The sequence below is a fragment of the Bacillus sp. AFS037270 genome (genome assembly GCF_002585305.1).
Genome location: NZ_NUNF01000010.1, coordinates 1 through 16,104, shown reverse-complemented (window position 1 = coordinate 16,104; position 16,104 = coordinate 1). Strand labels below are relative to the sequence as shown.

The window sequence follows — 16,104 nt, the reverse complement described above, 5'->3', positions numbered from 1 at the left end:
ATTTTCTTTCTTACATATAACTTTGCAAAATCGACCAGGCTTGATCCTTGCCCTCGCCTGTTTCCGAGGAAAAAACAAGGATATGGTCGTTTTGATCTAGTTCTAATGTCTCGCGTGTTACTTTTAAATGTTTCTGCCATTTCCCTTTAGGGATTTTATCCGCCTTCGTCGCGATAATGATGCAGGGGATCTCGTAATGTTTAAGAAAATCATACATCATCACATCATCAGTGGTTGGCGGATGGCGCAAGTCAACGATTAAAACAACCGCCCGAAGCTGTTCCCGTGTCGTAAAGTAGGTTTCAATCATCTTTCCCCACGCGGCCCGCTCGGTCTTTGAAACCTTCGCATACCCATAACCCGGTACATCGACAAAATGCAAAATTTCATTAATCAGGTAAAAGTTCAATGTCTGCGTTTTACCCGGTTTAGAAGAAATCCGTGCCAAACCTTTTCGATTCAGCATCTTATTAATAAATGAGGACTTTCCCACATTAGAGCGGCCTGCAAGCGCAAACTCCGGCAGCTCAGTTTCCGGATATTGTTCCGGTTTAACAGCACTAATTACTATATCAGAACTAACAACCTTCATCGAGCGCCACCTTCTAAAAGGGCACGCTTCAATACTTCATCCACATGGGAAACAGGGAAAAATTCCAAATCGGCCCGAACACTTTCAGGAATATCATCAATATCTTTGACATTATCTTTAGGAATGATAACTGTCTTTAGTCCGGCACGATGGGCGCTAAGCGATTTTTCCTTCAAGCCGCCGATCGGAAGGACTCGGCCTCTTAAGGTAATTTCACCCGTCATCCCTACTTCACGGCGGATCGGTTTACCAGTTAATGCCGACACAAGGGCTGTTGCCATGGTAATCCCGGCAGATGGTCCATCTTTAGGAACCGCTCCCTCTGGGACATGGATATGAATATCGTATTTTTCATGGAAGTCTTCCGCGATTCCAAGCTCATTTGCTTTGGAACGAATATAACTAAAAGCCGCTTGAGCCGATTCTTTCATGACATCACCAAGCTTACCCGTTAATACCAGTTTTCCTTTACCTGGTGATAAAGAAACCTCAATTTGCAGGGTATCACCGCCAACTGTCGTATACGCCAAGCCTGTTGCTACTCCCACTTGATCTTCAGCTTCTGCCATGCCGTAGTGGAATCTTGGTTTGCCTAAGAACTCTTCCACGTTCTTCTCCGTAATGATAACCCGCTTTTTCTCGCCAGCCACGATGATCTTTGCTGTTTTTCTGCAAATCGTTGCCATTTGACGTTCGAGGCTACGAACACCAGCTTCACGAGTAAAGTAGCGAACGACTTTCAGGATTGCATCATCTCGCATTTGGAGAATCCCTTTGGAAAGGCCATTTTCTTTAATTTGCTTTGGCAGCAAATGATCACGGCAGATGTGAACTTTTTCAATTTCCGTATAACCTTCAATTGTAATGATCTCCATCCGGTCTAACAGCGGGCCAGGTACAGTGGAAAGATTATTAGCTGTAGCAATAAACATAACCTTTGATAAATCATAGGTTTCTTCTATATAGTGATCGCTAAAATTATGATTTTGTTCAGGATCTAATACCTCAAGCATCGCACTTGATGGATCACCCCTAAAATCGCTCGACATTTTATCAATTTCATCGAGTAAAAAGACCGGATTGGTCGTGCCTGCTTTTTTCATTCCTTGGATAATCCGACCTGGCATCGCCCCAACATAGGTTCTGCGATGACCGCGGATTTCGGATTCATCACGAACACCGCCAAGCGAAACACGGACAAAATGCCTATTAAGAGAGGTGGCAATCGAGCGGGCCAAACTGGTTTTACCAACCCCAGGAGGTCCGGCAAGACAAAGGATAGGACCTTTAATAGAATTGGTCAATTTTTGCACCGCTAAATATTCAAGCACACGCTCTTTTACCTTTTCTAGTCCATAATGGTCTTCATTTAAAATCTTTTCAGCACGAAGGATATCGATATCATCATCCGTCGTTTTGGACCATGGCAGGGCAATCAGCCAGTCAATATAGTTACGAATAACTGCACTTTCAGCAGAACTGGCCGGTACCTTCTCATAACGGTCTAGTTCTTTCAAGGCTGCTTTTTTGGCATGCTCTGGCATTCCTGCTTCTTCAATTTTCTTGGTGAGGTCGGCAATTTCGCCGGTTTTTCCTTCTTTATCGCCTAATTCCTTTTGGATAGCCTTCATTTGTTCACGAAGATAGTATTCTTTTTGCGTCCTTTCCATTGAACGTTTTACACGCTGGCCAATTTTTTTCTCAAGATTAAGGACTTCTTTCTCATTATGAATGGTATCAATCACGCGGTTCACCCGCTGTTTGATATCGATCATCTCGAGAATTTCTTGTTTTTCTTTTAACTTGATTGGCAAATGTGATGCAATCAGATCAGCCATTCGCCCTGGTTCCTCAATATCAGCAACGGTCGCAAATGTTTCAGCAGAAATCTTTTTTGATAATTTTATGTATTGCTCGAAATAATCAAGCATCGTTCTCATCAGGGCTTGATCTTCTACATCCTTTGTATCTGGGTCCTCATAGGTAACGATACTAACGGAGTAATAGTCATCTTCATCATAAAAAGAAACAACCTCTGCTCTATTTAAGCCTTCCACTAATACGCGAATCGTACCATTAGGAAGCTTTAACATTTGTTTAACCTTTGTCAAGGTTCCCAATTTGTATAAATCCTCTTCCGCAGGTTCATCTATTGAGACATCCTTTTGAGTTGTTAAAAAAATCAGATGGTCATCTACCATTGCTTTTTCGAGTGCCTGCACAGATCTCTCACGGCCTACATCCAAATGAAGGACCATTGTCGGATAGACGAGCAATCCTCGAAGCGGCAGGAGGGGGACGATCAATTCATTCTGTTCCGCCATCATACTGCACCTCCACATGCAAATTCCTTATTTTTCTACTGCTAGCAGAATAGTCTTTGTTGTACAATTCTATCTCATTTGGTTTTTCGTGTCTATTTTTAGAGAGTGTACCTTGTTTGTTTTTCACTATAATTATTTTCCCCAAACACAACGGTTTTCTTTCTCATAAAAAAACTTCGGTTTGATTTTACTTCCAAACCGAAGCTTTTATTCTAAATGGATTCTTTTTTCGATAATTCGATCGATGCTGGTATGGCCTCATTTATTGGATATGAGTTAACCAAGGCAAGATCAAACACCTGTTGAAGGTGGGTAACTGGGACAATGTTGATTCCTTGAATTTCATTTAGAATCATTTGCATATTTTCTTCTGGTATAATAACGGTTTTAGCCCCGGCTTTTAAGGCTGCCTTTACTTTAGGATACACACCGCCGATTGGCTTTACATTACCATGAATACTAATTTCTCCTGTCATGGCCACCGTATTGTCAATCGGAATTTTGTAAATAGCGGAATAAATTCCCGTAGCCATCGCAATTCCCGCCGAAGGACCATCGATTGGTACCCCGCCTGGAAAATTCACATGAATATCATAATCATTTGCCGGTACACCCATTGAACGTAAGACGGTAATAACGTTTTCGATGGAGCCGCGCGCCATACTCTTACGGCGAATCGATTTACCCTGCCCACCGATACTTTCCTCTTCAACAATTCCAGTAATATTAATTGAACCCTTTTCCTTTGCCGGAATGACGGTTACTTCAATTTCTAGCAGTGCACCGGAATTGGGTCCATAAACCGCTAAGCCATTAACCAGTCCAATATGGGACATATCATTTATTTTTCTTTCCATCCTTGGCGTCATTTGACTAGAATGAATGACCCACTCGATATCTTCGTCCTTAATAAAGCTTCGATCTTCTGTTATCGCAAGTCCTGCTGCAATTTGGATCATATTGACCGTTTCCCGGCCGTTTCTTGCATATGTAGATAAGGTGTCTACACCCTTCTCACTTATTTCCATATTCACTTTATCAGCTGCTTTTTTTGCAACGGTGACAATTTCTTCCTGATTTAAATCACGGAAGAATACTTCCATACAACGCGAGCGAATCGCTGGTGGAATTTCACTTGGCGTTCTCGTAGTGGCCCCGATTAAACGAAAGTCGGCTGGAAGGCCATTTTTAAAAATATCATGGATGTGGGTTGGAATCTGCGTATTTTCTTCATGATAATAAGCACTTTCAAGAAAAACTTTACGATCCTCTAAAACTTTTAACAGTTTGTTCATTTGAATCGGATGTAATTCACCAATTTCGTCAATAAACAGCACTCCACCATGGGCATTTGTGACAGCCCCCTGCTTTGGCTGGGGAATCCCTGCTTGTCCCATTGCCCCGGCACCTTGATAAATCGGGTCGTGAACCGAACCGATTAGCGGATCCGCAATTCCTCTTTCATCAAATCGAGCGGTTGTCGCATCTAACTCAATAAAAACGGATTGTTGTTTAAATGGTGATTTTTTATTCCTTTTGGCTTCCTCGAGGACAAGGCGGGCAGCTGCTGTTTTTCCGACCCCGGGAGGTCCATAAATAATCACATGCTGCGGGTTTGGCCCGCATAATGCTGCTTTTAATGATTTTATTCCATCTTCCTGGCCTACAATATCATTAAAGCTGGTAGGACGAACTTTTTCAGATAACGGTTCTGTTAAGGATATCGATCTCATTTTGCGAAGCTGTTCCATCTCTTTACGGGATTCCCGATCAATGGAGACTTTTTGGGTACGCTGGCTCCTCAGTAAATTCCAAAAATACAGCCCTATAATAATACCGAAAAACAGCTGTATAAATAAGGCAATCCCCGTCCAACTCATATTTTTCCCTCCTACAACTAGTACTCATCTATAGTAAGAAGTATTTCCTTTAGACTGGCGGAATAAACCAACAATGTAAAAACAAATCGTTTCTGGGGAAGGGATCTATCTTTATTTTTGATGCCTTTGGCCGATTTTTTGAGGCTATTGGCTGATTTTTCATGGGGATTGGCCTATTTTTCTAGGGAATTGGCTCATAATTAATGATCTTTGGCTCATTTTAAGACACAATTGGCTAATTTTCCATTTAATGGGATAAATCCACAAAAAAAGACCTAGCTTTAAAAGCCAGGCCTTAATCACTTATGCAGATTTTTCTTCTACCACAACAGTTCCATCCTCTAATACTAGCTTCGGAACACTGTTATCAACAACGGTTTCTTTTGTAATAATACACTTCGTGATATCCTCGCGTGAAGGAAGGTCGAACATGACATCCAACATAATCCCTTCAATAATCGAACGTAAACCACGGGCACCCGTCTTCCGCTCAATTGCTTTTTTCGCGATTTCAGTTAGAGCATCTTCTTCAAATTCAAGCTCCACATCATCGATTTCAAGCATTTTTTGATATTGCTTCACAAGTGCATTTTTTGGTTTTGTTAAGATTTCAATTAATGCAGCCTCGTCTAACTGCTCAAGGCTTGCAATAACAGGAAGACGGCCAATAAATTCTGGAATTAATCCAAAACGAAGCAAGTCTTCAGGTAATACTTTGGAGAGAAGTTCTTTTGAGCCAATATCTACTTGCTTGACATCTGAACCGAAGCCAATAACCTTTTGGCCTAAACGGCGTTTAATAATTGGTTCAATTCCGTCAAATGCTCCACCGCAAATAAATAAGATGTTCGTCGTATCGATTTGGATAAATTCTTGATGCGGATGCTTTCTTCCACCTTGAGGAGGAACGCTTGCAACGGTACCTTCAAGAATTTTTAATAGAGCTTGCTGAACGCCTTCACCGGAAACATCTCTAGTAATCGATGGATTCTCCGATTTACGGGCAATTTTATCGATTTCATCGATGTAAATAATGCCTTTTTCGGCCTTCTCTACATCGTAATCTGCTGCTTGGATTAATTTTAAAAGAATATTTTCAACGTCTTCACCAACGTAACCAGCCTCAGTAAGTGAAGTAGCATCGGCAATCGCAAATGGTACATTTAAGATACGTGCTAATGTTTGCGCCAATAACGTCTTACCCGAACCAGTCGGCCCAATCATACAGATATTACTTTTTGAAAGCTCAACATCATCAATTTTGCTATTAGAATTGATACGCTTGTAGTGATTGTAAACCGCCACAGACAACGATTTCTTGGCCTGATCCTGACCAATAACGTACTCATTCAAAATCTCACAGATTTCTTTTGGTTTTGGTACGTCTTTGAATTCTACTTCTTCTTCTGTTCCAAGTTCTTCTTCAACAATTTCCGTGCAAAGCTCGATGCATTCATCACATATATATACTCCCGGCCCGGCAACTAATTTACGAACTTGATCCTGTGTTTTGCCACAGAAGGAACACTTTAACTGTCCTTTTTCATCATTAAATTTAAACAATTCTTTCACCCCTTAACACGTGTTAAAACCCTATTGAAGCTCGTGAATTACACAAACAAGTCCGAGTTTTTTCTCTCTTTTAATGGTATGTATTTTGCATTGTAACACATTTGACTATTGGACTGGAAATAAAACGCTTTAACGATTATGTTTTCTTTTTCTCGTTTTTGTTTGTGGAATTCGTTTTAAAAAAAATATGTACTCATTAATCATAACCATAAATTTAAAAAATAAATCTTAAAATGCTATGGAAATATTTATTCGCTATGGATTGCGTTTTTTCCTGCCCATTGTAAAAAAGTTAAAATTATTAGTAGCGGAAACATTAAAAAGGTTTCCCTGTCTTTATTATAATATGTAATTGAAAAAATGTATAAAACAAGGCACGATAAATATCGCGCCTTGTCCAACTTTTAATTATTTTTTATTTTCAACTAAGAAGTTAACTGCTTTTTGAAGTTGAAGATCTGCTTTAATACCATCAAGGCCGCCAAGAGCTTGTTTAATAGTATCAACAGGCATATTGTACATGCCAGCCATTCTTTCAAGTTCTGCGTTCACATCTTCTTCTGTTACTTCAAGGTTTTCAGCTTTAGCGATTGCTTCAAGCGTTAAGTTCATTTTCACACGCTTTCCAGCATCTTCCTTCATTTGTTCACGTAAGGCATTTTCGTCTTGACCTGAGAATTGGAAGTAAAGGTCAAGGTTCATACCTTGCATTTGCAGGCGTTGTTCGAACTCTTGAAGCATGCGGTTTACTTCAGTCGTAACCATTACTTCAGGAATTTCAACTTCAGCATTTTCAGCAGCTTTTTCCACTAAAGTATCACGTAGGTTATGTTCTGCTTCATGCTTCTTGCTGTCTTCTAAACGAGTTTTGATTTTTTCTTTTAATGCATCTAAAGTTTCAACTTCATCGTCTACATCTTTAGCAAACTCGTCATCTAATTCAGGAAGTTCTTTTCCTTTGATTTCGTGAACAGTCACTTTGAATACTGCAGGTTTACCAGCAAGCTCAGCAGCATGGTATTCTTCAGGGAATGTTACTTCCACATCTTTAGATTCGCCAGCTTTTACGCCTACTAATTGTTCTTCAAATCCTGGGATGAAAGAACCTGAACCAAGTTCTAATGAATGGTTTTCAGCTTTTCCGCCTTCGAATGCTTCGCCATCAACGAATCCTTCAAAGTCAAGAACAACGGTATCACCATTTACAGCTGCACTGTCTTCTTTAACAACAAGCTCAGCTTGACGCTCTTGCATTGTTTTTAATTCGTTCGCAACATCTTCATCAGTTACAGTAGTATCGATTTCTTCTACTTCTAAGCCTTTGTACTCACCTAATTTAACTTCTGGCTTCACTTGTACAGTTGCTTTGAAAATAAGTTCTTTACCTTTTTCCATTTGCTCAATGTCGATATCAGGACGGTCGATTGGCTCGATTCCTGTTTCGTCAATCGCATTGCCGTATGCTTCTGGAAGAAGGATATCTAATGCATCTTGATAAAGAGCTTCTACACCGAAACGTTTTTCGAACATGCCACGAGGCATTTTTCCTTTACGGAAGCCTGGAACGTTTACTTGCTTAACCACTTTTTGGAATGCCGCGTCTAGGCCTTTGTTTACCTCTTCAGCGCTTACTTCTACAGTAAGGACACCGCGGTTTCCTTCTAATTTTTCCCATTTTGTTGTCATACCTTTTTTTCCCTCCAACAAATCTATTCTCTTTTCATTCGATAACGAATTTGAGTCGAGTCGAAAAATGTCTTGTCTATCAAGTCATTTCCCTATTTTTTAAATGTAAAATATAGTTTTTTACACAATGCAACCCCTACATTATAACATAGGTTCGCCTTCTTTCAACAGCAAGACCTAAATATTAGGATAAGAATTTTTCTCAATTGTCTCTATTTGCACTCTAGCATTTTCAATTTCAACCGGTTCAGCTCCGTAATTTCGTGCTATTTTGCTAATTTCCGCGTCCATTCCTAAATATTCTTGCACGAGCATATCATAAGCTGCGGCCCAGGCTTCTGCGGAATTCGGCTCGAGTTCAAATGGATAACTAATTAAAAATGTTCTCTCTACGATACTTAGAGCATTTTCATATAGACCAGGATTGTTACTTTCTAAATGCTCTGCTAGTAATGCCTTTACTGCTAGCATTTTGGGCTGCTCTCTGACTTCAGGGAGCTTTATTGGAATGACCTTTTTTTCGATCGCAAATTTCTTTACTATTAGTTCTCGATTTATTTCTTGTTCCTTTAATAGATTTAAAACAAGCGTTTTTATAAATGGATGTCCCGCCTCGAATTTTAAATAGTTTGTGATTTCATCTAGATAGGGACGGATGTTTTTGTCGGCCAGATTCGCTACTATGATCATTTGTTCGTTAATATCATCGATTTCAAGTAGATTTAAGGCCGAAACCTCAGAGTCTTCTTCCTGTTCATTATCTTGCTGTTCACGACCTTCTGCCATCCGGCGGCTAAATTGCAAGATTGTTAAAAAATGGTCATGTTTCTCAGGTGGGATTTCCTTTTCATCTAAGAGCGCTTCAATGGTTGCCACAATTTCCCGATATTCGTGCAGCTGGATAAGGACCGTCAGATACAAGTCGACCATCTGAAAATAGTCGCCGATTCCTTTTAACAGCATCTCATTTGCGAGTACCTTTGCTTTTTTAAATGCACCTGCTTCAAAATAGGCAAGGACAAGCCCGATTAAGATGTTTTCATTATCTGGATCGAGCTCCCTTGCCTCTTCTAATAGGGGAATCGCTTCATGAAATTTTTTCTTTTCTAGGCTTTCCAGACCTTTGTCTGTTAATCGTTTGTCGAGTCCGGGAAAGTAGATTATATTATCTTTTCGTTTCACTTGTTCCCGTTTTTTCATATAATCCGTCCTTCTAAGTGTATTGAAAAATAGTGTAGCATATTTAGAATACAAAAAAAACTCACCACGTTGGTGAGTTTGAGTGTTTGGTATGTAGTTTAGACATGGTACAAGAAAATGGCGTCCCAGGAGAGATTCGAACTCCCGACCGTACGCTTAGAAGGCGTATGCTCTGAACAGCTACAAACCGCTATATGAACGCATTTTGGAACTGGCACTGATACGGTCATTTGCCGAACTTTCGACCGTTTCATTATAACACGGTATATATTAGGAAGAAAAGCCGCTAAAATACAATATTAACGTAATAAAAAAGAGTGGACGCTAAATCCACTCAACAAAACTCGGAAAACGTAATAAGTCCGCCTTTGTTAAATTACGATATTTGACACGACACTTAATCGGCTCAATAAACGCAAAATCATTTTCTTCACGGATTATCGACATTCCATAAACGTACCTTCGTGCAGACACAGAAACACCTAGTTCCATTACACCTGCATAACGTCCATCTTCGAATGCTAATAGGAAACCGAAATCCTTTGGCTGCTTACGATACCCAACGACAAAGACATCTAAATATTGATAGTTAATTACCTTTAGCCATGAATTTGAGCGTTTGCCGACTTCATAACGTGAGTCCTTACGTTTTAATACGATACCTTCGAGGGCTTGCTCCTTAATAGCGTTAAAATAAGCTTCACCGTGACCCTCAACGAACTGCGTCTTAGCTATCAACGTATTATCCTCAGTGACTATCTCTGCAAGTACTTCTTTACGTTCAAGTAAAGGTAGGTTTGTGATCCGTTTACCTTTGTGCTGGATCACGTCAAAGGTTACGAAGGTAACTGGTGTCTTATCCTTAGAACTCATAAACCTACTCATTACGGCTTCAAAGTCAGGTTTACCATATTTATTACTAACGATTAGTTCACCATCAAGCACGGTACCTGGCGGAATGTCTAAATTGTGAAGTTCGGGGAATTTCGATGTGATTTCGTTATTGTGTCATGAATACAAACGTGCTTTTCCTGCCTCATCAACAGAATATATTAAACGGATACCATCCAATTTCAGTTCCGTAATGTAATCATCGGAATCGAACGGTTGATCCGATTTTTTCAGTAGCATTGGCGATATAAACATATTAACACCTCAACACAATACTATCAGAATCTAACTGTAAATTTAATGGAAACTAAAGGGTAAGTAAGCTGATTTAAATCAAAACGAAAAGCGAACCGTCATCATCAGTTCGCCTGTTTCTTTTGCTCTTCGAATTCCTTCATTAATTTATAGAATGTGGTTCGTTTCATATCCGCTCTTCTCATTGTCTCTGTTGCCGTAATCCGCTCTGCTTCTATTTGATTGGTTTCAAACCGACATTCCAGAAGGAACACGATTTTGAGTCGTGCTAAAAATTCCATTACGAAATTATGTACGAGATATGCCGTCCATTCAACGTTTTCTTACTTTCGATTGCTAAAGACGAAAAAGTTCATTCGCACGATTAACTGTTGGCATACATTATATCAACTATGGACGGTTATGCATAGACCCCCAAAGTTTACGATTACCGTAAAATTTTTAGAACGAATTTGGCTATGTATATTGACTGCTTTCGATGAGACGGAGTGGCGTTACTACGTTCGCCTCCTCAAGGATTCGAGAATTGACGTACATGTTCGTCCATCACCAGGCATAATGCTTTTTGAACGCCCCCGTCCTCTTATGATAGGGTGGCTCATTACTCTTTATATTGGTATCCATTCTATACAAAATAATCTTGCGTGTTAAAGACAAATTAGGGGGATGTGGCTCATAGAAGTACTATTTTCATCAATTTTAGATTTTTAAATCCTTATTCAATATTTGTATCTATTATAATCAAATTGTTTTCTACTTTCTCAAGGAATTCCTTTTTTAAATCTTCAAATGCATATTCCCTTTTTCTATATAAATAAGCAGCCATGCCACTAAATTCCTTTTGTAAATAAGATATTTTAATATCTCCTCTTTTATTGAGTATCTTCTTAAATGCCTCAAAAATCATTTCTTTTGTATATCCTTGCCGCATAACTAATGGCTTATATCCATTTTGAAGAAGAAATGTCTGGTAATTACCATTACGTTTTATAATTTCTATATACAGCTGATATCTTAGATCATGTGTAAAAGGAATAACATCATTCTTTATATATGACTTAAATTCATCCAAAATTTCTTCATCCGTCATTATAGCCGTAGGAATAAATATTTCTTTTTCGATACTTTTTAACCTTTTATCTGCTATTGGCTGAAAAATCAATTTAAGGTTTTCTTGAATTTTATCATAGTTACATTTAAATGTTTCAGGTTCTATTGATATCAGTTCCATTTTATCACTGTATTTATTATAAAGATCAATCTTGAGTTTTTTTGTTTCTTTATATGTTCGTCCGTTTTTTCCAGTAAGGTATCCACCCCAAACTTCAACATGGATCTCCTTACCTTCCTCTGGATAAAAGGTAAAATCACTTCTAAAATTACCTTCACATGGAAAAGGCTTTTGTTCTCTTTTGTAGTGAATGTCATTATGTATTAGAAACTGCGCTACCATATATTCATACGAAGAAGAATTGTACCAACCATTATCGTCCCTAAATTGGCTACTATCATTGTAGTCCATTAATTTTTTTATATTATTGATACCACCATGTTTATCTAATACCTTTTGTTCAATCCCTAATTCTTCCTTAAATTCTAATTTGGTAGGAAAATGCCCATGTTTTTTTATAAAGAGATTAATGTCCTGTTCTAAAATTGAAAAATTATTATAGTATTCAGACCAGTCTTTTCTTTCTCTCTCGGCTATAGGTTTAAGTTTAGGCTTCTCACTTATGGATTCCCAGCTGTATCCTAACTCCTGAATAAATTCAACAATATCGTCTCTATAGTAATTCATTCTATCGAGGATTTTTTGTCCCTCATTATTTTTGCTCATTCCATCCACAGTTCGATATTGTTTTATGTATAAGTCAATCTCTTTTAATCTATTTTCCCTAAAAGAGTAGTAACCAACTTCGTTTTCTTCCAAAGTACCTTTATTTTGTTTAATTAAAAGAATCTCTTTAGTTTTAATGTACATACAACTTCTACACGCACACTTTTTGATAAGACCTTGCACAACACGAGAAATATAATGCCGATATTGCATATCATATTTTTTTTTGCAGTAATCACAAATTACTTTAACATAACTTCTAGTTTGATGAGGTAAATCCTCTACATCAACTGTTAAATAGTCAAACATTTTAGTATATCGATATCCAATTGATTGGAAGTGTTTTTTATTAGTTGGTGACCACTGAAGTGTGACTTTTTGAGGAAGAATTACCATCAATATCAGTCCTTATCACAATTACTTTACTTTTTATAAAATTATATAAAAATTTGATTTAAATATACAGACAATATCAAGCGAACAGCGAAAAACAATCCATCCTTTACTTATGATAATGTGGCTACAACTAATTAGTTTTCTATATCGATTATTATCGGTTCTATACCAACGGTATCGTCTATAAAAGTACACAATAATGAACGGTTTAAAACGTTTTGTTTTAAAGTCTATAAACTTACTAATTTCAATTTGTAAACGTTCATTAATTATTCTAGGTATATATAGACGAACATTGTAAGCTTTACCAAAGAAATTATAGACTAAGAGATATTTAGTGACGGTTTTTATGATCCGTTTTCCTCAGTCTTAGCCCTATGTGTATCTAGTCTGGGTTCGGGATTTGACGAACATGTGTGCATTACACTAGGCAAGAGTCGATATGGCATCAGGGCTTTGTTCATGATAGGGTAGCCCCTATTCTTAGCGTTCCTTGAATATGTCCATTATTTGCCTTAAAAAACCTCTTTTCGATTGACTAGAACTGATGGGGGTCTGTTTGTTTCTGGATTGCTTAACTATTGCACTATTTCTTAATACGGTGCCATCAGCTTTTACGTTTACATTATGCCATCCCGTACCTTCTGCATCTCTGTAATAAGTAAAATAAGTACAATAAAGACCTTCCCTTGCGATTTTTTCATTATATTTTTTTCGATTTTCCGTTTCCACTTCTTCGCACTGATTGCAAATACGTGAATACCCGTCATTTTGTTCATCATCTTCTTCGAACTCTGTAATTGGTTTGTATTTTTCGCAGAAACCACATTGCTTCCATTTACCTACTCCAAATTTAGAATCTGATTCTAACTTATAATATTCTTCACAAGCATAATACGCCCCGTTATTTTTATAAGGAAAAGTTTTATCAATCCTGCATCCATTAACTTCTCCCAATAAGTAATATTCCGTACCCTTTTTATACAGTAATTTAACATGTCCGAATGGTCCTGAACCTTCTCTAAACACTGTTACTGGTATACACTCTCTACATGTATACGAATGTCCATCCTTGCAACTAGCATTTCCATTGAACTCGCTGAAAGGTTTGAACTGTTTACATATTTTACATTGCTTTTGGTTTTCCATATTGCCCCCGATTTTTTTTATTGAACTACCATTTCTGTGCATTTCAGATAATAATTTTCTCTATACATTAAAATAAATATTTTAAAGTCTTATTAATTTTATCGAAAAATAATTTGGTTCATAACTTTTAAGTTTTGGTTCGTAATTGTAGAGTCTGTATTTATCAAGGTATAGAAGGTGTCATAACTTAGGTTCAAAAAGGGGTATGAAAATACGATGAAATATGGCTATGGATGAGTTAGTACTACGTGGTAGCAAGCTGTGAATGATTACTGTCATTATTGAGAGAAAGATATTATAGACTGCACATATACTTTCATCAACCAAAAGAGATATTACATACTCAACCCGTTCTGCAGCAATAAACGTTGCAATAAACTTCACTACCGTTCAGTTGAATCCTGCTTAGAGCAGTCTTCTCAAATAATCTTACCGTGAATATCTATAGATGTTACTAAAGCTGATAAGCTTTGGTTACATCACTTACGTCATATACTTGCTCTTAAGACCCGTACGCCTCCAACCCTTGATACGACTGGTTTTCTCAACGATTTTAGCACGTTACATTTGCTAGATTTAGACATAGTGATACCCTTAATTGAACCGAGTAAAATCAGTAGTTGTAATTCGTCAAGGTTCTGGATTCCACCCATAGACGTCCATCATCAGGCACATGACGTTAAAAGAAATCCCCTTCGTTTGTAATATGGTACCCCCATTAATCTATTGATCCATACTCATTCGTCTCTCTTCCGTTTACCAAACAGTTTGTCTACATAATCGAATGTTTTGTCTAGGGACCATAAAAAAAATGACCGCCATTTAGACGATCATCGTTTATTAAAGTAAAGCACCCCGATAGCTAGTATTCGAGAGAAAAATGTATTAAACTGAGGGAGTTTAAGTACATTTATTCACAAACATGTTGCTGATGTATATCTTTAAATACAAAATATCTAATACCTAATAAATATATCGAAAAGTATTCTCAGCCTAATTAATGTATGTCTTTCTTTTTATTTCTTCCACCTCTTACTTCTGCTATATCAGCTATAGCCAAAAAGGCAGTCGTATCAATTTCGTCAACGATATTCTTAAGTTCTGCTTCTTCTAGACGTGTTATGACGCAAAAAATCACCTTTGTGTCATCTCCTGAATATGCACCTTCACCATTCATGTAGGTTACACCACGCCCCAACCTAGCAAGTATAGCATCTCCTATTTCTTTATTCTTATTGCTAAAAATCCATGCGGATTTTGATTGTTCCAAACCTAGAACAACTACATCTATTGTTTTAAACGCAATTATATAGGCAAGTATGGAGTACATTGCTCTATCCCATGTGAAAACAAATCCTGCTGCACCTAAAATAAAAAGGTTAAAAAACATTATGATTTCACCAACAGAAAAAGGTACTTTTTTATTAATTAATATCGCAAGTATTTCAGTTCCGTCCAAGGCTCCGCCATAACGAATAACTAGTCCTACCCCAACTCCCAAAATTATTCCCCCAAAAATTGTAGCTAGAAGAATGTCATCTGTAAAAGCTGGGATGGGATAAAAGAGCGATGTGAAAATAGAAAGAACAATAATACCGAAGACTGATGATATCGCAAATGTTTTTCCAATTTGCTTATAACCTAAATAAAAAAACGGTAAGTTGAGAATGAAAATAAATAATCCTAAAGGTAATCCAGAAATATGGGAAAGCATAATGGATATACCAGTTACCCCCCCGTCTATAACATTGTTCGGGACAAGGAAAATCTCTAATCCTGTCGCCATCAAAACAGCCCCGATAAAAATAGCAATAACACGTTTTAAAACATTAGTTTTTGATAATTTTTTCTGTTTGTTTCTCGATAGTTCTGTCATCCTTATCTCCTTCTAGTATGTAATGTTTCCTTTTATTTTTCCCTAATTATTATAGGGACATTAACATAAACTGGTTTTATGTATAAAAACAAAAGAACCTGTTACAAGTGGACATGATTTTATCCCTCTGGTGACAAATTATCATCGTAATGTGTATTAATATTCATCCGAGAAGTAAAATGAATAAGAAAATTGTATTTTCTGCTTGTGTCTGGGGGTATCCTGATTTTGTTAGGTTCCCTTTTTCACATGGCATTTGATTGGTTCGATAAAGGTAGTAAATAAAACGAGCAAGCTTTTCAGCCTCCCATTCAAATTAGGACATTTCGTTATTATGTGATACACTTTGTTTACCATTTGATTTACTTGTTTACATGTGCCCTACTCATTCGTGAGTGGGGCTCCTTGTTTTTAAAAGAAGAAATAAAAAAAACAGACTCTATAAA

General features: G+C 37.6%; 10 protein-coding genes and 1 pseudogene. All 11 read right to left on the bottom strand.

Annotated features, from left to right (window positions below):
* Window positions 1-10: 10 nt before the first annotated feature.
* The 11 genes and pseudogenes from yihA to COD92_RS04100 all read right to left on the bottom strand — a co-directional run bounded on the left by yihA (window position 11) and on the right by COD92_RS04100 (window position 15,658).
* A complete protein-coding gene (yihA, locus tag COD92_RS04150; protein WP_098529813.1) occupies window positions 11-592 on the bottom strand; it encodes a ribosome biogenesis GTP-binding protein YihA/YsxC in 582 nt (193 codons plus the stop codon).
* Window positions 589-2,916 carry an endopeptidase La gene (lon, locus tag COD92_RS04145; protein ID WP_098530109.1) on the bottom strand — a complete coding sequence of 776 codons (2,328 nt, stop codon included), beginning with the start codon at window positions 2,914-2,916 and terminating at the stop codon, window positions 589-591. The genes yihA and lon overlap by 4 nt, the downstream gene beginning before the upstream one ends.
* Window positions 2,917-3,128: 212 nt before the next feature.
* Entirely contained in the window at window positions 3,129-4,796 is a 1,668-nt protein-coding gene (gene lonB / locus COD92_RS04140; RefSeq protein WP_098529812.1) for an ATP-dependent protease LonB, read from the bottom strand.
* A 303-nt stretch (window positions 4,797-5,099) separates the two neighbouring features.
* Window positions 5,100-6,359, bottom strand: a complete 1,260-nt coding sequence (gene clpX, locus COD92_RS04135) for an ATP-dependent protease ATP-binding subunit ClpX (protein WP_098529811.1) — start codon at window positions 6,357-6,359, stop codon at window positions 5,100-5,102.
* A gap of 417 nt (window positions 6,360-6,776) precedes the next feature.
* Window positions 6,777-8,054 carry a trigger factor gene (gene tig, locus COD92_RS04130; RefSeq protein ID WP_098530108.1) on the bottom strand — a complete coding sequence of 426 codons (1,278 nt, stop codon included), beginning with the start codon at window positions 8,052-8,054 and terminating at the stop codon, window positions 6,777-6,779.
* A gap of 177 nt (window positions 8,055-8,231) precedes the next feature.
* Window positions 8,232-9,254, bottom strand: a complete 1,023-nt coding sequence (locus COD92_RS04125) for a tetratricopeptide repeat protein (RefSeq protein WP_098529810.1) — start codon at window positions 9,252-9,254, stop codon at window positions 8,232-8,234.
* A 324-nt stretch (window positions 9,255-9,578) separates the two neighbouring features.
* Window positions 9,579-10,400, bottom strand: a pseudogene (locus tag COD92_RS04115) (ATP-dependent DNA ligase).
* A gap of 104 nt (window positions 10,401-10,504) precedes the next feature.
* Window positions 10,505-10,681 (bottom strand): hypothetical protein, encoded by a 177-nt coding sequence (locus tag COD92_RS31790; protein ID WP_218014454.1) that lies wholly within the window; start codon window positions 10,679-10,681, stop codon window positions 10,505-10,507.
* A 434-nt stretch (window positions 10,682-11,115) separates the two neighbouring features.
* Complete coding sequence (locus COD92_RS04110; protein ID WP_098529809.1) at window positions 11,116-12,633, bottom strand: hypothetical protein; 1,518 nt, start codon at window positions 12,631-12,633, stop codon at window positions 11,116-11,118.
* 483 nt (window positions 12,634-13,116) lie between these two features.
* Entirely contained in the window at window positions 13,117-13,782 is a 666-nt protein-coding gene (locus COD92_RS04105; protein WP_098529808.1) for a hypothetical protein, read from the bottom strand.
* 997 nt (window positions 13,783-14,779) lie between these two features.
* The gene (locus COD92_RS04100; protein WP_098529807.1) at window positions 14,780-15,658 is read right to left on the bottom strand and encodes a YitT family protein; all 879 of its coding nucleotides are present in this window, start codon (window positions 15,656-15,658) and stop codon (window positions 14,780-14,782) included.
* Window positions 15,659-16,104 lie beyond the last annotated feature (446 nt).

Excerpts from the sequence above, each read along its gene's own strand:
- COD92_RS04105 (WP_098529808.1), bottom strand. The coding sequence starts at position 13,782 with ATGGAAAACCAAAAGCAATGTAAAATATGTAAACAGTTCAAACCTTTC.
- COD92_RS04110 (WP_098529809.1), bottom strand. The coding sequence starts at position 12,633 with ATGGTAATTCTTCCTCAAAAAGTCACACTTCAGTGGTCACCAACTAAT.
- COD92_RS04100 (WP_098529807.1), bottom strand. The coding sequence starts at position 15,658 with ATGACAGAACTATCGAGAAACAAACAGAAAAAATTATCAAAAACTAAT.
- COD92_RS04125 (WP_098529810.1), bottom strand. The coding sequence starts at position 9,254 with ATGAAAAAACGGGAACAAGTGAAACGAAAAGATAATATAATCTACTTT.
- tig (WP_098530108.1), bottom strand. The coding sequence starts at position 8,054 with ATGACAACAAAATGGGAAAAATTAGAAGGAAACCGCGGTGTCCTTACT.
- lon (WP_098530109.1), bottom strand. The coding sequence starts at position 2,916 with ATGGCGGAACAGAATGAATTGATCGTCCCCCTCCTGCCGCTTCGAGGA.
- COD92_RS31790 (WP_218014454.1), bottom strand. The coding sequence starts at position 10,681 with ATGGAATTTTTAGCACGACTCAAAATCGTGTTCCTTCTGGAATGTCGG.
- yihA (WP_098529813.1), bottom strand. The coding sequence starts at position 592 with ATGAAGGTTGTTAGTTCTGATATAGTAATTAGTGCTGTTAAACCGGAA.
- lonB (WP_098529812.1), bottom strand. The coding sequence starts at position 4,796 with ATGAGTTGGACGGGGATTGCCTTATTTATACAGCTGTTTTTCGGTATT.